We start from the raw sequence: 25083 nt of genomic DNA, 5'->3' as shown, positions 1-25083 counted from the left end.
CGGCGGGTCGGTCACTCGAGCCGCGAGCAACATTCCGCGTCATAAGGTAAAATCTATCGACATTAAAAAGCCGATTGATTGCCATGACGCTCACCGAACTCAAATACGTCGTCGCCGTCGCGCGTGAACGCCACTTTGGGCGTGCCGCCGAGGCTTGCTTCGTCTCGCAGCCGACGCTGTCGGTCGCCATCAAGAAGCTGGAAGACGAATTGGCCGTGCAAATCTTCGAGCGCGGTGCCTCGGAAGTGAGCGTCACGCCGGTGGGCGAGCAGATCGTCACCCAGGCCCAGCGCGTGTTGGAGCAGACCATGGCCATCCGCGAGATTGCCAAGCAGGGCATGGACCCGCTGGCCGGGCCGCTGCGCCTGGGCGTGATCTACACCATCGGCCCGTACCTGCTGCCCGCGCTGGTCAAGCAGATGATCGACACCGTCCCGCAGATGCCGCTGATGCTGCAGGAGAACTTCACGGTGCGGTTGGTGGAGCTGCTCAAACAAGGGGAAATCGACTGCGCCATCATGGCCGAGCCGTTTCCCGAAGCCGGGTTGATGACGGTGCCGCTGTACGACGAGCCCTTCGTGGTGGCGGTGCCGCGCGGCCACGAGCTGTCCAAGGTGGATGCGGTGGACCCCGAAGCGCTCAAGCAGCAGACCATGCTGCTGCTCGGCAACGGCCATTGCTTCCGTGACCACGTGCTGGGCGTGTGCCCGGAGCTGTCGCGCTTCTCGCAGAACGCGGATGGCATCCAGAAGACGTTTGAAGGCTCGTCGCTGGAAACGATCCGCCATATGGTGGCCAGTGGCGTGGGCATTACCGTGTTGCCGCGCACGTCAGTGCCGAACATGCAGCCGGCCGCCAACGATCTGCTGACCTACGTGCCGTTCCAAGAGCCGGTGCCCGACCGCCGTGTTGTGCTGGCCTGGCGCAAGAGCTTCACCCGCATTGCCGCCATCGAGGCGGTGGCCAAGGCCGTCGCGCAATGCGACTTGCCGGGCATCAAGCCGCTGCCGTTCACGCCGCTCATTCACTGACACATCGGGATGGCCGTCTTTTTCATGACGCCCATAGCGCACGCCTAATCGATAGATTAAAACAATTAAATTAACGTATCGATAGTGTGTTGGTAGACTGCTTTCCATGGTGAGCCAGACGGGCTCGCCGCACTCACCGGGGAACCAGTCATGCCCGCGCACCTTGCCTCGAACGCCGTTGCAACCGTGCTGGAATGGCTCGCGGCCTACGGTGAATCGCATTGACCTAACGCTCCTGAAAGGGCGCAGGGTTGTAAGGAGAAAGATCGTGGCAATGGTGCGGATGTTCGTTTCGGAATGGCAGGGGTTTGCGGACACGGTTCGCGCTGCGCAAGCGGAGGTGCCGATGTTGTCGGGCATGCCAGGCAGCGCGGCGGGCGGCCGGGGCGCACGCCTTGCGGAGTCCGCCCGCCTGCAACGGAAGTGGGTGCGTAAGCAGATCGGTCTGGCCATTGTGGCGGCGGGCGCTATGATCGTGCTCCTGCACAGCATGGTGCAGTTGACAGTCTGAGTTCGGTTGCCGCGTGCGCGTGGTTTCGTCATAGGGCGATGCCATGCTCTGAACTCGCAGCAAGCGCAGCAACCGAAAGCAGGGCTGAATGCGCGTGGCTGACCGACTCGTCGGCATTCGCGATTTTGCACACCACTTTTCCAGGGGATTTCAGATGGCTAAGAAGAACGGCGGCGCAGTGGCCGCAGCCCAGATCAACATCGGTATTGCAGACAAGGACCGCAAGAAGATCGCCGAAGGCCTGTCGCGCCTGCTGGCCGATACGTACTCGCTCTACCTGAAGACGCACTACTTCCACTGGAACGTCACCGGCCCGATGTTCAACACGCTGCATCTGATGTTCGAGACGCAGTACAACGAACTGTGGAACGCCGTCGACCCGGTGGCTGAACGTATTCGTGCGCTGGGTTATCCGGCGCCGGGCTCGTACACCGAGTTCGCCAAGCTGTCGTCGATTCCGGAATCGAAGGGCATTCCCGAGGCGATGGACATGGTGCGCGAACTGGTGGCCGGCCATGAAGCCGTGACCCGTACCGCCCGTAGCCTGTTCCCGGATGTCGACAAGGCTGCCGACGAACCGACGGCGGACCTGCTCACGCAACGCATGGACATCCACGAAAAGACCGCGTGGATGTTGCGCTCGCTGCTGGCGTAAGCGCACCTGGCAGTCGTATCCGCACACCGACGGCAGGCGTTCTACAGCAGCAAACTTCCCCCACTTGCAGCGTCAGTCGCTGCGTTGCGGGTGGGGCCGCATCACCCCCCCAGACCTCACGAGAACACCATGACTTCTGAAGCCAAATGCCCGTTTTCGGGCCATGCTCCCGATGGGTCCCATGCCTTCGGTGGCGGTACGTCCAACAAAGACTGGTGGCCGAATCAACTGCGCGTTGATCTGCTGAACCAGCATTCCGAGAAGTCTGATCCGCTCGGCAAGCAGTTCAATTACCGCAAGGCCTTCAAGGCGATTGACTATGACGCCCTTAAGGCCGACCTGCGCAAGCTGATGACAGATTCGCAGGACTGGTGGCCGGCCGACTTCGGTCACTACGGCCCCCAGTTCATTCGCATGGCGTGGCACGCTGCCGGCACCTACCGCACGGGCGATGGCCGTGGCGGCGCCGGGCGCGGCCAGCAACGTTTCGCGCCGCTCAATTCGTGGCCCGACAACGTCAACATCGACAAGTCGCGCCGCCTGCTGTGGCCAATCAAGCAGAAGTACGGCCAGGCCATCTCGTGGGCTGACCTGCTGATCCTGACCGGCAACGTGGCGCTCGAAACCATGGGCTTCCGCACCTTCGGCTTTGCCGCCGGCCGTGAAGACACGTGGGAGCCGGACAACGACGTCTACTGGGGCAACGAGACTAAGTGGCTGGAAGCCACCCGCTATTCGGGCGAGCGCAACCTCGCGAACCCGCTCGCTGCTGTGCAGATGGGCCTGATCTACGTGAACCCGGAAGGCCCGGAGCACGCCCATGGCGATCCGCTCGCGGCGGCCAAGGACATCCGCGAAACCTTCGCCCGCATGGCGATGGACGACGAGGAAACTGTGGCGCTGATCGCCGGTGGTCATACCTTCGGCAAGACGCACGGTGCCGGTGCCGCAAGCCATGTTGGCGCCGATGTCGAAGCCGCACCGCTGGAAGCGCAAGGCCTGGGCTGGGCCAGCACGTTCGGCACCGGCAAGGGCGCGGATGCGATCACCAGCGGGCTGGAAGTCACCTGGACGCAGACGCCTGCGCAATGGAGCAACTTCTTCTTCGAGAACCTGTTCAAGTACGAATGGGTGCAGGAGAAGAGCCCGGCCGGCGCGCTGCAGTGGGTGGCCAAGGACGCTGAGGCCGTCATCCCCGGCCCGACGCCCGATTCGCCCAAGCGCAAGCCGACCATGCTGACGACCGACCTGTCGCTGCGCTTCGACCCGGCGTACGAGAAGATCTCGCGCCGCTTCCTGAACAACCCGCAGGCCTTTGCTGAAGCCTTTGCGCGTGCGTGGTTCAAACTGACGCACCGCGATCTGGGCCCGAAGTCGCGCTACCTCGGCCCGGAAGTGCCGCGCGAAGACCTGATCTGGCAAGACCCGCTGCCGGCCGCCACGCATAAGCCGACCGAAGCGGACATCACCGACCTCAAGGCAAAGATTGCGGCTTCGGGCCTGTCGGCATCGGAACTGGTGGCGGTGGCTTGGGCTTCGGCTTCGACGTTCCGCGGTTCGGACAAGCGCGGTGGTGCCAACGGTGCACGCATTCGCCTGGCGCCGCAGAACGACTGGGCCGTCAACCAACCGGTAGCCGGCACGCTGGCCAAGCTGGAAGACATCCAGCGCGCCTCGGGCAAGGCATCGTTGGCCGATGTGATCGTGCTGGCCGGCGGCGTGGGCATTGAACTGGCGGCCAAGGCTGCTGGTACGACCGTTACCGTGCCGTTCACGCCGGGCCGCGTCAACGCCACGCAAGAACAGACGGATGCCGTCTCGTTCTCCGTGCTCGAGCCGGTGGCCGATGGTTTCCGCAACTATGAGAAGACGAAGTTTGCGGTGCCGGCCGAAGTGCTGCTGCTCGACAAGGCGCAACTGCTGACGCTGACGGCGCCCGAGCTGACCGTGCTGATTGGTGGCCTGCGCGCCATCAACATCAACGCGGATGGCAGCCAGCGCGGTGTCTTGACGAAAACGCCCGGCGCGCTGACGAACGACTTCTTTGTCAATCTGCTCGACATGAACACCGAGTGGAAGCCCGCTGGCGACCTCTACGAAGGCTATGACCGCAAGACGGGCGAGCTCAAGTGGACGGGCACGCGTGTCGATCTGGTGTTCGGTTCGAATTCGATCCTGCGCGCGCTGGCTGAAGTGTTTGGCAGCGCCGACGGCAAGGACCGCTTCATTAGCGAGTTCGTGGCCGCCTGGGTCAAGGTGATGAATCTCGACCGGTTCGATCTGGCTGCCGCCTAAGCTGGTTTCGGCGGGACTAAAATGGCGCCTTGCCTCGTGCAGGCGCCATTTTCCTTTTTGGACCATGCAGTCTTCTACCGCCCAACCCAGCCGCCTCGTGCTTTACGCACGCCTCATGCGCATGGACAAGCCCATCGGCACCGTGCTGCTGTTGTGGCCGACGCTGTGGGCGCTGTGGATGGCAGCGGACGGGCATCCACCGGTTTCGTTCGTGTTGATCTTCGCGGTCGGCACGTTCCTCATGCGCTCGGCCGGCTGCGCCGTCAACGACTGGGCTGACCGGGATTTCGACAAGCACGTCAAACGCACCAAGGAGCGGCCGATCACGGCAGGCTTGATTGCCCCGTGGGAGGCGCTGGCTGTGGCGGCTGTGCTGTCCATCATCGCTTTCACGCTGATCTTGCCGCTCAATGCGTTGACCAAGTGGATGTCAGTCGCCGCCATTGTGATTGCCGGCACGTACCCGTTCTTCAAGCGGTTCTTTGCGATTCCGCAGGCCTATCTGGGGATTGCGTTTGGCTTTGGCATTCCGATGGCGTACGCAGCGGTGCAGGATCAGGTGCCTGTGCTGGCGTGGCTGATGCTCATTGGGAATGTGTTCTGGGCCATCGCTTACGACACCGCTTATGCGATGGTCGATCGGGATGATGATCTGCTCATCGGCATCAAGACTTCCGCCATTACTTTTGGCCGTTTTGATGTGGCGGCGATCATGCTGTGCTACGTGGCGTTCTTCGGGATCATGGCGTGGGCGGGCCATGTGATGGGGCTGGGGGTGGCGTATTGGATCGGGTTTGCTGCGGCTGTGGCGTTGGCGCTTTGGTATTACCCGATGCTGCGTACGCGCGATCGGATGAAGTGCTTTTTTGTGTTCCGGCATAACAACTGGCTGGGGGCCTGTTTGTTTGCTGGGGTGGCGGTGGCGTACTTGATGCGGTGAGTTTTTTTGGCTGCGGTGGTCCATCCCTTGTTTCATCCCCTGCCGGGGCCGATACCGGGGATGGACCAATCAGCTTCAATCCCGCCCGAATTCCTCACCCATCTCCTTGCCACGCGCTGCGGCAGCATGCATGGCACGTACGAAGGCGGCCTTGATGCCGGCACCCTCCATCGCCGTGAGTGCCGCGTAAGTCGTCCCACCCTTGGACGTCACGCGCTCGCGCAGCACCTCCACCGGCTCGCTCGACTGCCCGGCCAGCGTGGCCGCTCCAATAAACGTTTCCACGGCCAGCGTGCGCCCGTCTTCCGCTGACAAGCCCAACTCCTGCGCCGCCTGCTGCATCGCCTCGATGAAATAGAACACGTACGCCGGGCCGCTGCCCGAGATGGCCGTCACGGCATCGATCTGTGCCTCGGCGGGCACCCAAACGCTCTTGCCGACAGCATTGGCGATGGCGCTGGCCATGGCGCGATCCGCTTCAGACACGCCGGCGTTGGCCGCCAAGCCTGTCATGCCCAGGCCCGAGAGCGCGGGCGTGTTCGGCATCGCCCGCACGATGCGCGCATGCCCATTCAGCCAACGCGACATGTCCTGAATGCGGATGCCCGCCGCCACCGACAGCACCAGGCTGTTACCCAGATGCGGCGCCAGTTGCACGCACACTTCGCGCATCTGTTGCGGCTTGACGGCCAGGACGATCACGTCGCGGTCGGCTAGTTCGGCGCCGGGGGCGGCAGCGGTGCGGGCGCCCCAGGTTTGCTCGGCGCGAGCGCGGGCGGCATCCGTCGGGTCCACCACCACGATATTCGCGCCGTGCGCGCCCTTGGCGATCAGGCCGCCGATGAGGGCCGCCGCCATGTTGCCGCCGCCGATAAAGCCGAGTTTCAGAGTGTCGAGCATGAGAGTGGTGGTGTGAGAGAAAACAGGAATTCAGGCGGGCGCGTTGGCATAGTGCCGCGCGCCAAAGATGGCGCTGCCGACGCGCACGATGGTGGCGCCTTCGGCAATCGCGTCTTCCAGATCGGCGGACATGCCCATCGATAGCGTATCGAGTGGGACGCCGGCCCCACTCAGCTGATTCGCCAGGGCACGCAGATCAGCAAAGGGCTTGCGCTGGGCGATAGGGTCGTCGCTGGGTTCGGGCACAGCCATCAGGCCGCGCAACTGCAGGCGGGGCAGGGCCGCCACGGCGCGTGCCACGGCAAGCACCTCGTCGAAGTCGGGCAGCAGCCCGTGCTTGCTGGCCTGGCTGCTGATGTTGATTTCCAGGCAGACCTGCAACGGCGGCAGATTTTCGGGGCGCTGGGCAGACAGACGTTCGGCAATCTTGAGCCGATCGACGCTATGCACCCAATCAAAGCGCTCGGCTACGGCACGCGTTTTGTTGCTCTGCAGGGGGCCGATGAAGTGCCAGCCGATGGGGTCGGCGCCGGTGCGCAGGTCGGCCAGCGCGTCGATCTTGGCGATGCCTTCCTGCACGTAGTTTTCGCCGAAAAGGCGTTGCCCGGCGGCGTGGGCGGCGCGCACGGCATCGGCATCGAAGGTCTTGGAAACGGCCAGCAATGTGACACCCGCAGCATCGCGCGAAGCCAGTGTGCAGGCCGTTGTGATCCGTTGACGCACGGCTTGCAAGTTGGCGGCGATTACAGACATAATCCGGCGACGTTTGTTACAAATAAACAAGGCTCCGGCACGTTGTCAACAATGGCCGGCAGCCCCCGGGATGCGCCATTGCGACGCCTGGGCGACATAAAAAAGTCGGGGGTCATTATAAGATGGACATCGCGCAGCTTCTGGCCTTCTCGGCCAAGAACAAGGCGTCGGACTTGCACTTGTCGGCCGGCTTGCCGCCGATGATCCGGATCCACGGCGACATGCGCCGGATCAACGTGCCGCCGCTCACGCACCAAGATGTGCACGCCATGGTGTACGACATCATGAGCGACGGGCAGCGCAAGGTCTACGAAGAAAACCTGGAAGTCGACTTCTCGTTTGAGATCCCGGGGCTTTCGCGTTTCCGGGTCAACGCGTTCAACCAGAATCGCGGCGCTTCGGCCGTGTTCCGGACGATTCCGTCGAAGGTGCTCTCGCTGGATGACCTGAAGGCGCCGGCCGTGTTTGCCGACTTGGCGATGAAGCCGCGCGGTCTGGTGCTCGTCACGGGCCCGACCGGTTCGGGCAAGTCGACCACGCTCGCCGCGATGGTGAACCATCGCAACGAAAACGACATGGGCCACATCCTCACGGTGGAGGACCCGATCGAATTCGTGCACGAATCCAAGAAGAGCCTGATCAACCAGCGCGAGCTCGGGCCGCATACGCACTCGTTCGCCAACGCGCTGAAATCGGCACTGCGTGAAGATCCGGACGTGGTCCTGGTCGGCGAATTGCGTGATCTGGAAACCATCCGCTTGGCGCTCACCGCGGCGGAAACCGGCCACTTGGTGTTCGGCACGCTGCACACGAGTTCCGCTGCCAAGACCATCGACCGGGTCGTCAACGTGTTCCCGTCGGACGAGAAAGAGATGGTCCGGACCATGCTTTCCGAATCGCTGGAGGCGGTGATCTCGCAGACGCTGCTCAAGACGCGCGACGGCTCGGGCCGGATTGCGGCGCACGAGATCATGATCGCCACGCCGGCCATCCGGCACTTGGTGCGCGAGAATAAGATCTCGCAGATGTACTCGATGATGCAGACCAGCAGCGGCATGGGCATGCAAACGCTCGACCAGTGCCTGGCAGAGCTCATCAAGCGCTCGGCGATCAACTACGCGGATGCGCGCGCCATCGCCAAGAACCCGGACGCGTTCGCGAACTGACACTGACGCGCTGACCCACCGTTAGCGCGTCATCCATTTCTTTCAGGAGGGGCACGCCATGCTGGACCGCGAAGCCGCCACCAAATACATCCACGAACTCTTGCAGTTGATGGTGAACAGCCGTGGCTCGGACTTGTTCATCACCTCCGACTTTCCGCCCGCCATCAAGGTGGATGGCAAGGTCACGCCGATCTCGCAGCAGCCGTTGAACGCAGGTCAGGCGCTGGGCTTGGTCAAGTCGATCATGAACGACAAGCAGTTGCGCGAGTTTGAAGAGAGCTCAGAGTGCAACTTCGCCATTACGGCGCCGGGGGCGGGGCGGTTCCGCGTGTCGGCGTTCATGCAGCAGGGCCGCGGGGGCATGGTGCTGCGGACCATCAACTCGAAGATCCCCACGCTGGGCGAGTTGGATCTGCCGCCGATCCTTAACGAGATCGTGATGAGCAAGCGCGGGCTGGTGATCATGGTCGGCGCCACGGGCTCGGGCAAGTCGACCTCGCTGGCGGCGATGGTGGGCCATCGCAATGCGAATTCATACGGCCACATCATCACGATTGAAGACCCGGTGGAATACGTGCACGCGCACCAGAACTGCGTGGTGACGCAGCGCGAGGTGGGCGTCGATACCGAGTCGTGGCACGTGGCGCTGAAGAACACGCTACGCCAGGCGCCGGACGTGATCCTGATCGGCGAAATCCGGGATCGCGACACGATGGAATACGCCATCCAGTACGCGGAAACCGGCCACCTGTGCCTAGCCACGCTGCACGCCAACAGCTCGAACCAAGCCATCGACCGGATCATCAACTTCTTCCCCGAAGAGCGGCGTCAGCAGTTGTTGATCGACCTGTCACTGAACCTGCGCGCGATGATTGCGCAGCGCCTGTTGCCGCGCAAAGGCAAGAAGGGGCGCGTGCCGGCGGTAGAGATCATGCTCGGTACGCCTCTGGTGCAAGACCTCATCTTCAAGGGCGAGGTGCACGAGTTGAAGGAGGTCATGAAGAAATCCCGCGAGCAGGGGATGATCTCGTTCGACCAGGCGCTGTTCGAGTTGTACGAGGCCGACAAGATCACCTACGAAGATGCGCTGCGCAACGCCGACTCGCTGAACGATCTGCGCCTGCAGATCAAGCTGCACAGCAAGCGCGGTGGCCAGACCGATCTGTCGGCCGGCACCGAGCACCTGAATGTGGTGTGATGCGCGCCGCGTCCGTGTGACGCGGCAAAACAACTACGCCGTTTGAGGTAATTTGCGGCGCACAACGTTTGCGCCACTTCACCAGCCACCCAGAGTTCATTTTCATTCCTTAATATTTGCTGAGAATTGCCGTATAAACCGGCGAGCGCGTCTGTTCGATCACTCGATGGACGCGCGACAAAACGATAAGCACAACAGCAAATCCGGGTGGGTGAACAACGTGGCAAGCAAGCCTGTATGCCAGCGGGGCGCGTGCGCGCAAGCGGCGCGGGGTTTTACGCTGATCGAGGTCATGATCACGGTGGCGATCGTCGGCATCCTGACGGCCATCGCCTATCCCTCGTACGTCAGTTACATCGTGCGCTCCAACCGCGCGGCCGCCGAGTCCTACATGCAGGAAGTGGCCGCGGCACAAGAGCGCTTCCTGCTCGACAACCGGGCCTATGCGTCTGATCTGACGACGCTGCAGTACGCCAGCAACGTACCCGCCAACGTAGCGCCCAACTACACGTTCCTGCTGAGCGCCAGCAGCACGCCGCCTTCCTACCAGCTCACCGCCAGCCCGCAGGGTTCGCAACAGGCGAACGACACCGGGTGCGGCAAGCTCACCCTGACGAACACCGGCGCCAAGAGCGCGACCGGCACGGCGTCGAACTGCTGGAAGTGAGCCATGGACATGTCGCGCAAACCGCATCGCTCTGCCAAGGCGCTCTGCCGGGGTTTCACGTTGACGGAGCTGATGGTCACGCTGGCCATTCTGGCCATCCTCGTGGTGGTGGCCGTGCCGTCTTTTTCCAGCCTGATCGCCACACAGGCCACGCGCAACGCCTCGTTTGATTTGTCTTCGGCGATGGCGCTGGCGCGCAGCGAAGCGGTCAAGCAGAACACCACGGCCACGGTTTCCACCCTGTCCACCACCAGCACCTGGGCGACCGGCTGGGTGCTGACCGTGAACAGTGCCGTGGTGCGCACGTTTGGGCCCTACAACGGCGTCACCATCACGCCCAGCAGCGGCAACACGCTGGCTTTCGGCAATGATGGTCGGCCCACCGCGGGCACGGCCACCTTCCAAGTCACGCCGAGCGGGCAAGGGCAGTCCATCTCGCCAGCGTGTGTGCAGGTGGGCGGCACTGGGCGGGTCGCCATCGTGTCGGGGGCGTGCTCATGATGATGAGGCCCTCCACGCGTTTGCATCGTCGTGCGCAACAACGCGGCACCACGCTGATCGAAATCCTCATCTCCGTAGTCATTCTGCTGGTGGCCCTGCTGGGCGCGGCCGGCTTGATGGCGCGCTCCAACCAGTCGGAGATGGAGTCGTACCAGCGTGAACAGGCGTTGACGCTGCTGCAGGACATGACGGCGCGGCTCAATGCGAACCGACAGGTCGCCGTGTGCTATGCCGTGGCTGGCGCGACCACCACGGCGGGCAATGGCGGCGTGTCCGCACCCACATGTGCAGCGGGCACGGCTGCGCAGCAGGCCACCGTCGCGGCGGACTTGGCTGCCTGGAACACGGCCTTGCTCGGCACCGCAGAGAGCACCGCCAGCGGCACCATCGCCGTGGGCGCCATGATCGGCGCACGCGGCTGCATTGAAGCGGTGGACACCACCAACCAGATCTACCGCATCACCGTGGCGTGGCAGGGCTTGGTCCAGACGACGGCGTCGTCATTGCCCTGCGGCAGCGGCAGCTTTGGCAATGACGCCTACCGCCGTGCCATCAGCGTGCAGGTCCGCATGGGGGTGCTGTCATGAGGCAGATGCGCCCTTCGTTGCGCAGCCCGTTGCGCCGGCAGCGCGGTATCTCGCTGATCGAGTTGATGGTCGGCATGACGCTCGGTCTGCTGCTGCTGGCGGCACTGTCCAGCCTGTATGCATCGACCTCGCAGTCGCGCGTGCAACTGGGCAACAGCGCCACCCAGATCGAGAACGGCCGCTACGCGCTCGATGTCATCAATCAGGAAGTCGGCCTGGCGGGTTACCTGGGCGGTTTGAACCTGCGCGGCACGTCGGCGATCTCCACCCCGGACGTCTGCTCGGTGGCCACCAATGCGCTCGGCTTCAGCAACAGCCCGGCGACCGTGCCGGTGGCCATTTATGGCTACGCAGCGGGCAGCAACCCGGCAACGTGCCTGCCCAATCTGTCGAGCAACTCCGAGATTTTGGTGGTGCGGCGCGTGTCCACCACCGCGGTGGCGCCCACCGCCATAGCGGCCGGGCAGGCGTATCTGCAGGATTCCTTCTGCACGACCGACACCGCGCCGTTCGTGTTCAGCAGCACCGCCACGGATTTCACGTTGAACGACAAGACCTGCGGCAACAAGGCCGAACTCCGTCAGGCGAGCGTGCGCGCGTTCTACATCGCCACGTGCGATCTGTGCAATGGCAGCGACAACGGCGTCCTCACGCTCAAGGTGGCGGAGCTGTCCGGCGGCGCCATGCAGGTCAAGTCGATCGCCCAGGGCATCCAGGACGTGCATTTCGCGTATGGCGTGGATGTGGATGGCAATGGCTCGCCCGATTGCTACGTCGCCGACCCTGGCGTCGACAACAACGCCGTCTGCAACAACGTTGGCGGCTACAACTGGACCGCCTCTGCCACCAACAACTGGAACAACGTCACGGCTGTGCGTGTGAACGTGCTCGCGAGCACGCTCAAGCCATCACCCGGCTGGACGGATAACCGGACCTATGACCTGGGGCGCGGCGGCAACGTCAAATCCGGCCCCTTCAACGACGGCTACAAACGGCATGTCTACGCGGAAGTGGCGCGGGCGGTCAATGTGGCCGGCCCTCGGGAGTAAGCCATGCGGCGCTTAGTGGTACGCCAATCGGCACGCCGGTCCGCGCAACAATCGGGCGTGACCCTCGTTGTCACGCTGATTTTCCTGGCCATCTTCATGGCCGTGGTCGTGATGATCATGAATTCGAGCGTCATCAACACCAAGATCGCGGCCAACCAACAGTACGGCGTGGAGGCGCGCGGTGCTGCGCAGCAGGGCATCGAGCAGGTCATCAGCCAAGACTTCACGGCCAACCCCGTCGCCACCAGCGTGCCGGTGGACGTGAACGGCGACGGCAAGCCCGACTACACCGCGCAAGTGGCCGCGCCTCAATGCCTGGCAACCAAACAGATTGCCGATACGCAACTGACGACCGACCCCACCAACGCCAACTACGCCGCGGATTCCTCATGCTTCAGCGGCGTCAACAACAACTCGGACACCGGCATCCTGACCGCCGCCGGCACGCCCGGCGGCATGTCGAACTGCAGCGCAACGCAGTGGGACGTGGCCGCCAGCGTCAACGATGCCAACGCGACAAGCGTCAACACCACACTGCATCAAGGCGTTGCCGTGCGCGTCTTGACCGGTACCGCCTGCCCCTAAGCCTGACCGCTACACAGCCAGGAAGAATCACCATGCGCTCCATTGCTCAACGACTTGCCCTGACCGCCGCGGCTGCGCTCGCGCTTGTGCTGGGCGCCGCTCAGCCAGCGGGTGCCGAAGACATCGACTTGTACACCGGCCTGCAGCAGAACGCCGGCAAGCCCAACGTGCTGATCGTCTTTGACGATGGCGCCAACTCCGACGCCAATGCCAGCTTTACGTGCAATGCCACGGGTCTGACCGTTGCCAACCCGACAAAGAGCTCCGGCGCAGAGCAGTGCGCACTGTATGGCGCCGCACAGTCGATCGCGAACAACGCAGCACTGCTGGGCAACGTCAACCTCGGCCTGATGATGTTCGACCCGAAGAGCCCCGGTGGGTTGTTCACCTTCCCGAGCGCGAACCCGAGGTCATCGCAGACGCTGCAACTGATGGACAGCGCCGGGGTGAACAGCCTTCTGTCCTACATGCAGAACCAGTTCCCGAAAGACTTGAACGGCAACAACGTGCAGACCTCTGGCGCCATGCAGGAGGCCTGGGCGTTCTATGCCGGCTACAAGAACACCGGCGTGACGGGGCTGTCGGGCACCAAGTACACGTCGCCCATCACCAACCCGTGCCAGCGCAATTTCGTCATCTATATCGGCAACGCCACCAACAGCGGCCACCCTGCCGAGAGCGACACGCAGATGTACAACGCGCTGGCGGCCGCGGTGCCCACGCCCACATCGGCGCAACTGTCGCAGATCTCGATCAACAGCAAGTACGCAGGCAACTGGGGCGATGAGTGGGCGCGCTACATGTACCAGAGCGACCTGCAGGGCACGGCCAACACTGCCAACCCGCAGAACGTCATCACCTACGCCATCACGGTGACGGACGGCAAGAACCAGGACTACGTCAATTTCGACAACAGCATGGCCACCAACGGCGGCGGCAAGGCCTACACCGTCCAGTTGGGGGACGTGCAGGCACTGCAAGAAGCATTGCTGTCGATCCTGAATGAAATCCAGGCGGTGAACAGCGTATTTGCATCGGTCAGCTTGCCGGCCGCCGTGAATACGCAAGGCCAGTTCCTGAACCAGGTCTACATCGGCATGTTCCGCCCCGATGCCAGCGCCGCACCGCGCTGGATGGGCAACCTCAAGCAGTACCAAGTTGGGTACGACACGAACGGCAACCTCCAACTGGTGGATGCGGTCGGCAAAGCCGCGCTCAGCAATGCGGGCACCGGTTTCATGTCGCCCAATGCCGTGAGTTTCTGGACGGCGGACCCGCCGCTCTCGTTCGGTTCCAGCGGCTATGGCAGCAGCTTGAGCAACTGGCCGGCCAACGGCTTCTGGCAGAACAGTCCGTCCAGTAAGGGGTGGGCATTCGATTCGCCCGACGGCGAGGTGGTGGAGAAGGGCGGTGCCGGCGAAATGCTGCGAGCCCAATTCCTGACCAGCCAGACCGGCCGGACTCTGCTGACCTGTAATGGTGTGGGCACGTGCTCCACCACCAAGGCCATGCCCACTTTCGACACGTCCAACACCTGGCTCGCTGGCACGTCAGGGTTGAACGCGATCAATTCGTACAACGGTACCAACGGCGCACCCACCATTACATCGAGCGAGCAAACCAACTTCATCAATTGGGTGCGCGGTCGCGATGTCTTTGCACTGGACGGCTCTACCGTAGCCGGGCAGGAAGCGGAGACGGGGCCGGGCTCGCCCGTGACGATTCGGCCGTCGATCCACGGTGACGTGCTGCATTCGCGTCCGGTGGTGGTGAACTACGGAGGCACCACGGGCGTCGTGGTGTATTACGGCGCCAACGACGGGGTCTTCCACGCCATCAACGGCAACCAGACCATGGGTATCAATGGCGTGCGCCCGGGCGGTGAGTTGTGGGGCTTCATTCCGCCCGAGTTCATCGGCAAGCTGAGCCGCCTGTATGCCAACTCCCCGGAGGTGAAGCTCTCCACCACCCCCAACGGCATCACGCCCACGCCCACCCCACGCGACGACTTCTTCGACGGCAGCACGACCGTCATGCAGGACCAACGTAACGCGAGCAGCCCGCGCACGATCATCTACCTGACTGCGCGGCGCGGTGGCAGCCTCGTCTACGCGATGGACGTGACGGACCCGCTCAACCCGCGCTATCTGTGGTCGCGCAGCAATAGCGATATTCCGGAACTGGGCCAGACGTGGTCCAAGCCGCGCCTGATGCGTGCGACGGGCTACGCCAATCCGCTGCTGATCATGGGTGCCGGCTACGACGCCGCTTCGGAAGACAGCGACCCCGCGCCCGGCTCCGACACGATGGGCCGCGGCATTGTGGTGCTCGATGCCTATACCGGTACGCCGGTGTGGAGCGCACTGGCCAACTGCGCTGGCGTGGCCGGCGTGTGCGTCAAGAACAGCGGCCTGACCCGTTCGATCGCCTCCGATGTCACGGTGGTCGACCGCACCGGCAGCGGCTATATCCAGATGGCCTACGTGGGCGATGTGGGCGGCAACATCTGGCGCGTGGATTTCCAGCCCGCCGCCGGTAACGCCCCCGCCAACTGGACGCTGACGCTGTTCGCCACGCTGGGCGGCGCAGCCAATACCAACAACGCGCGCAAGTTCTTCTACGCGCCCGATGTGGTGCCCACGTCGGGCTTCAACGCCGTCATGGCGGGTACGGGCGATCGTGAGCACCCACTGTATTCGGCGTCTTCTGCGCCGGGCACGGCCTACAACGTGGTCAACCGCTTCTACATGCTCAAGGACCCGAACCTCGGGGCCATGCCTGCAGGCTGGACGCCGCTGACCGAGGCGAACCTCGTCGACGCGACCTCCACGGCCTATACCGGGCTCGGTTCGGGCTTCTACATCACACTGCCTAACGCGGGGGAGAAGGTTGTGAACGCCCCGCTCACGGTGGCCGGTTACACCACGTTCGGTACCAATACGCCCGCCGTTCCCAGTGCTGGCGCGTGCTACCCGAACCTGGGCATCGCCCGCACCTACTCGGTCAGCTTCCTGACGGGCGTGGGCCAGAACACCAATCGATCCGTGGTGCTCGATGGCGGCGGTTTCCCGCCTTCCTCCGTGTATGGCGTGGTGCTGGTCAACAACGGTGGCGGCACGTCGGCGGTGCCGGTGTGCTTTGGCTGCGGTAACCAAAGCGGAACGGGCGGCGGCGGTTCTGCACTGGCGCCGGTCAAGGTCACCCCGACCGGCCTTGGTAAGCGCAAGCGCACCTTCTGGTACTCCAACTCCGACAAGTAGCGTCTCCAACGGCCCGCCCAGCGCGGGCCGCTACAATTCGAGCCACGCGCGGAGCGCCCCTGTTTCCGCCGACACCCGGAGAACGCCATGAGCGACGTCTACGCATTCGAAGCCGATTCCCTGACGGGCCAGCGCGTGCCGTTGTCGCAGTACAAAGGCAAAGTCCTGCTGATCGTGAATACGGCAAGCAAGTGCGGGTTCACCCCCCAGTACGCCGGGCTGGAGGCCGTGTACAAACAGCTGCACGACAAGGGCCTGGAAGTGCTCGGCTTTCCGTGCAACCAGTTCGGCAAGCAGGAACCGGGTCGCGCGGACGAGATCGGCGCGTTCTGCGAGAGGAATTACGGCGTGTCGTTCCCGATGTTCGACAAGATCGACGTGAACGGGTCGAACGCGCATCCGCTCTACAAGTGGCTGACCGCCGAGAAGCCTGGCGTGCTCGGCATCGGCGCCATCAAATGGAACTTCACCAAGTTCCTGCTGCGCCGCGATGGCTCGGTCTACAAGCGCTACGCGCCGCTGACCAAGCCGGAAGACATCGCCAGCGATATTGAAACGCTGCTGGCAGAGCCCGATCCCACCCGTGCCTTCTGAGCCCTGAAAGCGACTTGGCGGCGTGCAAAGGGCGAACCCCCGCAGAGTTTGACGATTCGAACTGTCGCGAATCCCGGGTTGCATCGACCCAACAAGTGACGATTACGTATCGGCTGGGGGCTATTGACACTGGTTGGCCGCTTCCTCCATGATTGCGAGCGTTAAGGCTTGAAGCCGTATCTGCCGATATCACAGGCAGAAGAATCAAAAGAACGTAATCGGGTAATCGGGAATGGCGCATCTTTCACGAAGATGCGTCTGTCGTTTCAAGCAGCCGGGGGGCTATATGCACAGGGTCAAAGTCACGCCTTCGCCGTCGATCATTCTGCGGCGGTACTGACATGTCCGCGCCGCTCTGCTCCAACGCAAGCGTGCCGCGCAACTCCGATGTAGCAGGTCTCTCTTCAGCGAGAAGAGGGCGGCTGCGTCCGGCAATTGCGCGCGCTTCGGGGTTCACGCTTGTCGAACTCATGATCACGGTGGCTATCGTTGGCATCCTGGCCATGATTGCGTATCCCAGTTATACGGATTACGTCATGCGTGGCAAGCTGGCCAACGTGACCAACATGCTCGCGGGTATTCGCGCGCAGATGGAGCAGTATTACCAAGACAATCGCACCTACGCCGCAGTCGGGACGTTCACCCCACCCTGTCAGGCGATTTCGGCTGTGGCCGAGTTTTCGTTGGCTTGCAACATCACGAATAACGGTAATAGCTACGCGATGATTGCCACGGGCTCCGGAACAACGACCGGCTTCACCTACACAGTCAATGAAGCAAACGTTCAGGCGACGACTGCGGCGCCCCGCGGCTGGAACACTTCCACGACCTGTTGGGTAACCAAACGAGGCCAGTCGTGCTGATGGGCGTCGGCGCTCAGCGCCGCGGCTTCACGCTGGTCGAATTGCTCGTCACGGTTTCCCTGTTTGGCCTTCTGGCGGTCTTGGCGGCGCCCAGTTTTTCGAGCTGGATTCAGGATGCGCAGGTGCGCACTGCGGCCGAGTCTCTGCAGAACGGACTACGCGTGGCACAAGCCGAAGCCACACGCCGCCATCGACAAGTGGCGTTCGTGCTGACCAACAGTGCGCCAGCCGCCGGTGCAACAGCAGTGACTGCCGGAGCGGCAGCACAAGTCAGTGGCAAGTACTGGGTTGTGACGGTCATCGCGAACCCGCTTGCCAACAAGCTCAACAACACGACCGCGACGCCGGTCGACGGCACGGACGTCAATACCAACCTGATGGTTCAAAGCGGTGCGCTGGGTGCGACTGCGCCCAACGCGCAGGTTAGCGTCGCGCCGCAGCAGGCTGCGATCTGCTTCAATTCATTGGGTCGGCTGACCACGCTGAATGACGGCACGTACAACTGCACAGTTCCTGCCACCGGCACGGTGACTTACACCATCACGAACAGCCGGTTCCCGTCTGCGCGGGCGCTGAATGTGAACGTGAGCCTCGGCGGATTGATCCGTGTGTGCGATCCGAAAAAGTCTCTATCGCAAGGTAGTCCAGATGCGTGCGCATAACCCCGCTTCGAACAGGGCCAGGCGCAACCGACGATCGGAGAGCGGAATGACGCTCGTCGAGGTGCTGATTGCGATGTTGCTGCTGACTGTGGCGTTGATGGCCATGGTGATGGCACAGGTCCGGGCCTCGCAGGTGTCGCTGGATGCCGAGGACCGCAATCGGGCGGCTCTGCTCGCCAATGAGCTCGCGAGCATGATGTGGCAAAACCACACGATCAATTTACCGGCCTCATCAGTCGCTGCGTGGCAAACGATGGTTGGCACCAACGTGAGCTACCGGAGCGCCACCGCCTCGAGTCCCGTAGGCAGCGGTCTGGGCGGTCTGCCCAATGGTGCGGGTACGGTGTCCGTCGATAACACGACCAATATCGCGACGATCACCATCACGTGGCAGGCGCCGTCTCACGGTGTTAACGCGACCGCCGGTATGAACAGTACGAGCAAGTACGTGACGCAGGTGGTGCTGCCGTGATCGCCCGAACTTCAACCAAGCGGCCGTTGCGCGCCGCCCGCCAGACTGGCCTCAGCCTGATTGAGCTGATGGTGGCCCTCGTCGTCAGCATGGTTATCGTGGGTGCGGTGTTTGGCCTGATGAGTGTGTCGGAAGGGCGCAAGCGCACCACGATGTCGGTCAACGATATCAACCAAAGCGGCGTGTTCGCCTTGTACCAGTTAGACAAGGCGATTCGCAGTGCGGGGTCGGGCTATTCGCAGAACTGGCCGCTGACCTATGGTTGCCGCCTCAACGTTAATTTGAACGGCACTCAAATTCTCCCGTCTCCGGCGAGTCTCCCTGCGCCGTTTGACAAACTGTCGGCGCAGTTGGGTGGGTTCCGGTTGGCGCCGCTATTGATCGTGCAGAACGGCACGACGCTGCCTGCAGGAAGTTCCGACGCGATCATCACGATGGCGGGCAATGCCGGCTATGGTGAGATTCCGACTGAGTTTTCCAATACTGCGCCGACGGTTACCCCAGGCGCAGTGACTCTCAGCCTGATCAACACCATGACTTTCAATGCGGGCAACCTCGTGCTGGTGGCGGACCGCAATAACACGGCGGGCAACGTACAACCCTGCTATATCGGGCAGGTGAAGACTGGCTTTACCGGTAGCGTTGCAGTACAGCTGCCACTGGCGGGTACCTATGACGCCTCAGTGGGTGCGGACGGCAACGCGGGTAGCGTCTCCGCAACAGGCGTGGCCATGAACCTTGGCAATGTCGGCGGGGGCAACTTGCCGGCGTTTGGCGTGTACGGCGTGGGTGCCAATAACACTTTGATGTTCTACGACCTGCTGCAATCGGGGGGCAGTACTAACGCAATCCCGCTTGCTGATGGCGTGATGGAAATGCACGCCTTGTACGGCATCGATCCGAACAACACGGGCAACGTCACCTGGCAAGCCCCGACGGGCGCATTCGATGCGGTGACGCTATCCAACGGCTCGCAGACTGCGGCGGCCAATCTCTATGCGATCAAGGCGGTGCGGATTGCCTTGATCCTGCGGACGTCGTTGCCGGAGCGCGCACAGCAACTGGTTGGGAATGCCAGCGCCGCCACTGCAACGGGCGTGGTCAGCCCCGGGCCGCTTGTGCTGTTTGCCGATGTGCCGGGGCTGACCTACACCCGGAAGCTCCAGGGCGACGAGCAAAACTATCGTTACCGCGTCTTGGAAACCACGATTCCCTTGCGCAACACCTTGCTGCAGCGCTGACGATGCCGATCACACCAAACGTTCGTCCGGGTCGCGCCTCGCGCCTTGCGTTGCGTCGGCGTCAGTCCGGCGTTGTTCTACTGATTGCGCTGATTGCCGTGGTCATTCTGGCCATTGGTACCGTCGCGCTGTTTCGCTCATCCGATGCCGCGCTGCTCAATGCGGGCAATCTCGCGTTCAAGCGGGATATGACCAACCGTGGTGAGTTGGGCATCGTTGCCGCCAAGGCTGCTCTAACAAGTGGTGCGCTCAATTCGGAGGCGGTGCGCCAGAGCGACCAGGCTGCGAGCGGCTACTACGCGACGATGCAGACCACGGACAAGCACGGTGTTCCAGACAACCTGGTCGAATTGGCAACCGCAGTCCTCAATACGAAGATCAACGGCGGTGACGGCATCACCATCTACTACATGATCGACCGGCTCTGTACCGCGACAGGCTCGACCGACCCATCCAATGCTTGCGTGGTGAGTTCGATCGGCTCGGCCAAGGGCGGGACTGTCCTGCCATACCGTGGTCAGGCCCAGCCGCCTTCGGTGCCCGTCTACCGTATCAGCGTGCGGGTCGACGGGCCGCGTAGTACCCAGACCTACCTCCAGACCACTGTTTCTCTCTGAGTTGCTGAACTGCCATGCATCCCACTCGTGACCGAGGTTGGAAGGCCAGCGCTTCGCGGAGCCCTTCCGTTATGACTTTCCTGCGTAGCTTGCTTGCAAGCGCCTTGTTGTTGCCTGCGATGCTGGTGTCGGCGGCACAAACCGATCTGGCCGACCAGCCGCTGTTCAGCTCCGTGTCGGTGCCGGGCAATCTGCTGCTCTCGCTGTCGGTGGAGTATCCGACTGCCAACAGCATTGCGTACGTCGGTAGCTATGCGGCGGGGACCAAATACCTGGGGTACTTCGATCCGCTCAAGTGCTACACCTATCAGTACGACGCCAACACCGATGCGAATAACTATTTCGTGCCGGCCGCCGCAGCGGATAGCAATTTCCAGTGTGCGACCGGCAAGAACTACTGGGCCGGCGCGTTCCTGAACTGGGCGGCGATGCAAACCATCGACCCGTTTCGATGGGCGCTGACGGGCGGCTACCGCGTTACGGATACGGCATCGCTGACCGTGCTTGAGAAGGCCTGGGCGTCTGGTCAGGGTGGCTCCGGTGAAACGCCGAATCGCACTATCGGCAGCGGTGTGTCATCAGTTACGCCGTTCAGTTGGGGCAGCCTCAGCGTACGCATCTATGGTGCGGGCAATAAGCTCTATTTCACCCAAAGTGGCAATTTGGATTCGGACAGGGTCAATACCTACAGTTCCGGCTCGTCGCAAGACTCCTCAAAGGTGTGGTCCGTCATCGTGCGCGTCAAGGTGTGCGACCCGTCGCAATTGGAGACCAACTGCACGAAGTACGGCAGCAACTACAAGCCGGAAGGGCTGATGCAACAGTACTCGCAGCGCATTCGTTTTGGTGCGTTCGGATACATCAATGATTCGGACAAGCTGCGTGATGGCGGGGTGCTGCGCGCAAACATGAAATTCATTGGGCCCACGCAACCAGTCCCGGGCAAGAGCCCCACGACCAACGCGTTGGCCGAGTGGAGTGCGACAGACGGCACAATGATCACCAATCCGAACCCGAATGATGCTTCCGCGAGCAACGTTAGCAACAGCGGGGTCATGAACTACCTCAACAAGTTCGGGTCGACTTCCCACACCTACAAAACGTTTGACCCGGTGGGTGAGTTGTACTACGCCGGCATTCGCTACTACAAGAAGCAAGGGGACGTTGCCGTCTATTCCGACGTAACGCACGATGCCAGCGGTAATAGCGTTAGCGCCAGCACCACAACAACCTATATTGACGGCTTCCCGGTGATTCAGGGTCAGAAGTGGGAGGATCCCATTCTCTATTCCTGCCAGAAGAACTACATACTTGGCATTGGCGACGTCAATACCCATGCGGATGCCAATTTGCCGGGTAGTACGGCCATCAATAGCGCCCTTGAGCCCGCGCTGCCTCCGGAGGTTTCTGCAGATACCACGGTCAACGTTGATTCCGCGACCAGCCTCGTGGGCAAGATGGAGGGCCTGGCTAACCTCAACACGGCGTCGCCAGCGGGTGACAACAGCACCTACCTGATGGCCGGGCTTGCCTACGATTCGCACGTGCGCGACATCCGGCCGAACGATTTCAAGGACGGCCTGGGTAACAAGTCCAAGATCCAGACCATCTCCACCTACTGGCTGGATGTGCAGGAGTACCAGCAATACAAGTATCGGAATCAGTTCTGGCTGGCCGCAAAGTACGGCGGCTTCAGTGTCCCGAGCAACTACAACATGAGTAACACCACGGCGTTGGCCCAGTCGCTTTGGAATGCGAGCGGCAATACCGACCCCGGCGGCAAGCCGATGCCGGACAACTACTATCTGGCGGGTCAGGCGGACTTGATGGTGAATGGCCTGAACACGGCCTTCCAGAACATCTCCAACGATATTCAGGCAGCCACGACGGCACTCGCGGTCTCTTCCGCCAACGTGAGCCTGACCGGCAACATTGGATATTCGGCTTCCTACAATTCCTCGACCTGGACCGGGGATGTCATCGGCAGTACGCTCAGCTTTGACGCCAAGACCGGGCTGCCTACGCAGACTCAGGCATGGTCCGCGCAGGCAAAGCTGGGCAGCCAATCGAGTACATCACGCCTGATTGCCACGAGCAACACAGTCGGCAATGCACAGGGTGTGCCGTTCCGATTCGCGAATCTGACGACGGCCAACCGGAGCGCGCTTAGCAATTCGGCCGTGACCAACTGGAACAACCAGGACTTCCTGAATTACCTGCGTGGAGACCAGACCAATGAAGGCACGAGCGGCAAGGCGGTTTATCGCCAGCGTGCCTTTTTGTTGGGCGATATCGTGGGTTCGAAGGTCGATGCCGTAGGCCCGCCCATCGCCGTGCTGTCCAGCGCGACCAACCCAGGTTATTCATCGTTCAAGAGCACCTACGCCAGTCGCAACCCGGTCGTCTACGTCGGCGCTAACGACGGCATGATGCATGCGTTTGACGGCACGATTGGCCAGCCCACCAGCGGCAATGAACTGTTTGCCTATGTGCCGAGCTTCCTCTACCAAGGACCGACGGGTACGCCGACGGTCAATGGCTTGGCATCCCTGGGTCGGGCGGGCACGAATTTCGTCCACCATGCCATGGTGGATGCCACGCCGCAGGCATTCGACGTTGACCTCGCTCGCGCAGGCGGAGCCACGCCCAGTTCATCCAGCACCTCGGACTGGCACACGATTCTGATCGGCGGCCTGGGCAAGGGCGGCAAGGGCTACTACGCACTCGACATTACGGACCCCACGACGATCACTACCGAGACCGCACTGGCGGGCAAGGTGATGTGGGAGTTCGGCGGCCCCTCCAACTCGTTGCAGGGCACCCTGGGCTTCACCTATGGTGACCCGATCGTCGCGAAGACCAAGAAGTACGGCTGGATCGTTGCGGTGCCGTCGGGCTACAACAACGCCGATGGCGTGGGTCGGCTCTTCATCCTGAACCCGACGAACGGCGCCTTGCTGGAGTCGATTTCGACGGGCGTCGGTTCCGCAAGCTCGCCCTCCGGTCTGGCCTACGCGTCTGCCTATGTGGCCGACTACACCGACAATACCACGGACTCGATCTACGCGGGCGATCTGCTGGGCAACGTCTGGCGTTTCGATCTCACGGGCACCCCTGCGTCCTATCCGGCACCGACCAAGATTGCGCAGCTGACGGACCCGAGCGGCAACGCACAACCTGTGACGACGCCGCCGCTGATCGAGATCCAGCCGAACTCGCTCAAGCGCTACGTGATGGTGGGGACCGGCCGACTGCTCGGCAGTACTGATATCGCCAGCACCCAGACGCAGAGCTTCTATGTCATCTATGACGGCGTGGTGCAGCGCTTTAACAGCAGCACCGATCTGCCGAGCGGTGTCACGTTCCCGATCCAGCGCAGCAATCTCAATTCGGACACGGATCTGTTGAAGGGCATCGGTAGCGCACCGGCGTCGGTCATGGGCTATTACATCGACCTCGGCCAGGCGTCCAACGGCGTGGCGGAGCGCGTGAACGTGGCCCCGGTGTCGAACTTCGGTACGGTGTCGTTTGCCGCCAACCTGCCCAACGGTGACGCCTGCAACCCGTCCGGCAGCAACCGCGTGTTCTCGCTGGACATCGGTACGGGCATCAGCCGCGTGGTCAATAGTACGGGCGTGCTGCAGCCGTACTACACCGGTGGCGGCCTGGTGGTGGATCTGTCCTACCTGAACGTCAATGGCTCTGTGCGCCTGGAGGCGGGTACCGACAACAGCGCGATCAACTCCGTGCCGTTGGTGCCGACGGTGGTGCAGGCGATCCGCCAGATCAACTGGCGCGAAGTCCCCACGGCGGACTGACGGCGACTGAAACGGTAACTGGACGATGAAGGCGCCGCGCACCCGCGTGGCGCCAACGCCCAATAAGGGATCGGCTGGATGAAGCGCCTCTGGATCGTCTGCACCGTTGCTGCGGTGGGCCACTTGGCCCTCCTGCATGCTGCGGGCTTGTGGACGCCGCTGACGGTGCGGAACAACCAGCCCGCCGATCTCCGGCTGGTATGGGTCGCCCCTCCAATGCCTTCCACGGGGGAGGTCGCGATCGGCAACGGTCAACCCAGCACGGGTTCGCATCCTACGCCCACGCCGCCGGAGCCTTTCGGCATTCCACAGAAACCCAGCTTGCCCACCGAGGCGCGCCTTCCGCAGGAAGGGGCGACGCCCGGGATTCCCCGTTCCGAAGACATCGATGGTGTCCGGTTCTACACCTCAACGGAAGTAGACCGGCAGGCCTTGCCAGCAAGCTCGTTGGAGCTGCTGGACGTGATGGCCTTGGTGACAGACGCGTCGCCCATGATGGTGCGCGTGTATATCGACCGGGATGGCACCGTTGCCCGTGCCGAAATCGTCAGCGCCAGTGACGGAAATCACGCTGCCGCAGCCCGGCTCGCTCTGATCCTCATGGAGACACGCTTCGTTCCCGCCAAGCGTCTGGGCGCGGATGTGGCCGCGGTGCGGGAGCTGCAATTCCAGATCGAGCCTTCTGGTCAGGGCAGCCGGCCCGCGTTGGCGTCCTGAC

Annotated in this window: 23 protein-coding genes; 21 read left to right on the top strand and 2 right to left on the bottom strand. The window is 62.6% G+C overall.

The window, feature by feature from the left end:
* The first annotated feature begins 83 nt into the window (after positions 1–83).
* The 5 genes from ACS7SF_RS05815 to ubiA all read left to right on the top strand — a co-directional run bounded on the left by ACS7SF_RS05815 (position 84) and on the right by ubiA (position 5432).
* Positions 84–1031, top strand: a complete 948-nt coding sequence (locus ACS7SF_RS05815; RefSeq protein WP_439892098.1) for a LysR substrate-binding domain-containing protein — start codon at positions 84–86, stop codon at positions 1029–1031.
* A 268-nt stretch (positions 1032–1299) separates the two neighbouring features.
* A complete protein-coding gene (locus ACS7SF_RS05810) occupies positions 1300–1542 on the top strand; it encodes a hypothetical protein (RefSeq protein ID WP_439892097.1) in 243 nt (80 codons plus the stop codon).
* Positions 1543–1696: 154 nt separating this feature from the next.
* Positions 1697–2197 (top strand): Dps family protein, encoded by a 501-nt coding sequence (locus ACS7SF_RS05805; protein WP_439892096.1) that lies wholly within the window; start codon positions 1697–1699, stop codon positions 2195–2197.
* 129 nt (positions 2198–2326) lie between these two features.
* A complete protein-coding gene (gene katG, locus ACS7SF_RS05800) occupies positions 2327–4492 on the top strand; it encodes a catalase/peroxidase HPI (protein WP_439892095.1) in 2166 nt (721 codons plus the stop codon).
* 64 nt (positions 4493–4556) lie between these two features.
* Positions 4557–5432 carry a 4-hydroxybenzoate octaprenyltransferase gene (gene ubiA, locus ACS7SF_RS05795; RefSeq protein WP_439892094.1) on the top strand — a complete coding sequence of 292 codons (876 nt, stop codon included), beginning with the start codon at positions 4557–4559 and terminating at the stop codon, positions 5430–5432.
* Between the two features lie 75 nt (positions 5433–5507).
* On the opposite strand, the gene proC is transcribed toward ubiA, so the two are convergent.
* The gene (gene proC, locus ACS7SF_RS05790) at positions 5508–6332 is read right to left on the bottom strand and encodes a pyrroline-5-carboxylate reductase (RefSeq protein ID WP_439892093.1); all 825 of its coding nucleotides are present in this window, start codon (positions 6330–6332) and stop codon (positions 5508–5510) included.
* Between the two features lie 30 nt (positions 6333–6362).
* A complete protein-coding gene (locus ACS7SF_RS05785; protein ID WP_439892092.1) occupies positions 6363–7085 on the bottom strand; it encodes a YggS family pyridoxal phosphate-dependent enzyme in 723 nt (240 codons plus the stop codon).
* 122 nt (positions 7086–7207) lie between these two features.
* Between ACS7SF_RS05785 and ACS7SF_RS05780 the strand changes: the two genes are divergently transcribed.
* The 16 genes from ACS7SF_RS05780 to ACS7SF_RS05705 all read left to right on the top strand — a co-directional run bounded on the left by ACS7SF_RS05780 (position 7208) and on the right by ACS7SF_RS05705 (position 25082).
* Positions 7208–8251, top strand: coding sequence for a type IV pilus twitching motility protein PilT (locus tag ACS7SF_RS05780; protein WP_439892091.1), 1044 nt, complete (start codon positions 7208–7210; stop codon positions 8249–8251).
* A 58-nt stretch (positions 8252–8309) separates the two neighbouring features.
* On the top strand, positions 8310–9449 hold the full coding sequence (locus tag ACS7SF_RS05775) for a PilT/PilU family type 4a pilus ATPase (protein ID WP_439892090.1): 1140 nt from the start codon (positions 8310–8312) through the stop codon (positions 9447–9449).
* A gap of 220 nt (positions 9450–9669) precedes the next feature.
* Positions 9670–10116 carry a type IV pilin protein gene (locus tag ACS7SF_RS05770; protein WP_439892705.1) on the top strand — a complete coding sequence of 149 codons (447 nt, stop codon included), beginning with the start codon at positions 9670–9672 and terminating at the stop codon, positions 10114–10116.
* 3 nt (positions 10117–10119) lie between these two features.
* The gene (locus ACS7SF_RS05765) at positions 10120–10617 is read left to right on the top strand and encodes a GspH/FimT family pseudopilin (protein ID WP_439892089.1); all 498 of its coding nucleotides are present in this window, start codon (positions 10120–10122) and stop codon (positions 10615–10617) included.
* Complete coding sequence (pilV, locus tag ACS7SF_RS05760) at positions 10617–11204, top strand: type IV pilus modification protein PilV (protein WP_439892704.1); 588 nt, start codon at positions 10617–10619, stop codon at positions 11202–11204. The genes ACS7SF_RS05765 and pilV overlap by 1 nt, the downstream gene beginning before the upstream one ends.
* Entirely contained in the window at positions 11201–12253 is a 1053-nt protein-coding gene (locus tag ACS7SF_RS05755; protein WP_439892088.1) for a PilW family protein, read from the top strand. Before pilV ends, ACS7SF_RS05755 begins: the two co-directional genes overlap by 4 nt.
* A gap of 3 nt (positions 12254–12256) precedes the next feature.
* Positions 12257–12838, top strand: a complete 582-nt coding sequence (locus ACS7SF_RS05750) for a pilus assembly PilX N-terminal domain-containing protein (protein ID WP_439892087.1) — start codon at positions 12257–12259, stop codon at positions 12836–12838.
* A gap of 32 nt (positions 12839–12870) precedes the next feature.
* A complete protein-coding gene (locus ACS7SF_RS05745; RefSeq protein ID WP_439892086.1) occupies positions 12871–16098 on the top strand; it encodes a pilus assembly protein in 3228 nt (1075 codons plus the stop codon).
* A gap of 87 nt (positions 16099–16185) precedes the next feature.
* The gene (locus tag ACS7SF_RS05740) at positions 16186–16692 is read left to right on the top strand and encodes a glutathione peroxidase (RefSeq protein WP_439892085.1); all 507 of its coding nucleotides are present in this window, start codon (positions 16186–16188) and stop codon (positions 16690–16692) included.
* A gap of 341 nt (positions 16693–17033) precedes the next feature.
* Positions 17034–17555 carry a type IV pilin protein gene (locus ACS7SF_RS05735; protein ID WP_439892084.1) on the top strand — a complete coding sequence of 174 codons (522 nt, stop codon included), beginning with the start codon at positions 17034–17036 and terminating at the stop codon, positions 17553–17555.
* A complete protein-coding gene (locus ACS7SF_RS05730; protein ID WP_439892703.1) occupies positions 17555–18217 on the top strand; it encodes a pilus assembly FimT family protein in 663 nt (220 codons plus the stop codon). The genes ACS7SF_RS05735 and ACS7SF_RS05730 overlap by 1 nt, the downstream gene beginning before the upstream one ends.
* A 46-nt stretch (positions 18218–18263) precedes the next feature.
* Positions 18264–18689, top strand: coding sequence for a type IV pilus modification PilV family protein (locus ACS7SF_RS05725; protein ID WP_439892083.1), 426 nt, complete (start codon positions 18264–18266; stop codon positions 18687–18689).
* The gene (locus tag ACS7SF_RS05720; protein WP_439892082.1) at positions 18686–19930 is read left to right on the top strand and encodes a PilW family protein; all 1245 of its coding nucleotides are present in this window, start codon (positions 18686–18688) and stop codon (positions 19928–19930) included. Before ACS7SF_RS05725 ends, ACS7SF_RS05720 begins: the two co-directional genes overlap by 4 nt.
* Before the next feature lie 2 nt (positions 19931–19932).
* Positions 19933–20547, top strand: a complete 615-nt coding sequence (locus ACS7SF_RS05715; RefSeq protein ID WP_439892081.1) for a pilus assembly PilX family protein — start codon at positions 19933–19935, stop codon at positions 20545–20547.
* 71 nt (positions 20548–20618) lie between these two features.
* Entirely contained in the window at positions 20619–24365 is a 3747-nt protein-coding gene (locus ACS7SF_RS05710) for a pilus assembly protein (protein ID WP_439892080.1), read from the top strand.
* A 78-nt stretch (positions 24366–24443) separates the two neighbouring features.
* A complete protein-coding gene (locus ACS7SF_RS05705) occupies positions 24444–25082 on the top strand; it encodes a hypothetical protein (protein WP_439892079.1) in 639 nt (212 codons plus the stop codon).
* Position 25083: the final 1 nt, after the last annotated feature.

The sequence above is a fragment of the Ralstonia sp. 25C genome, assembly GCF_051904805.1.
GTDB lineage: Bacteria > Pseudomonadota > Gammaproteobacteria > Burkholderiales > Burkholderiaceae > Ralstonia.
The sequence above is the reverse complement of the archived record's forward strand: the minus strand, read 5'-3'. Positions and strand labels throughout refer to the sequence as shown.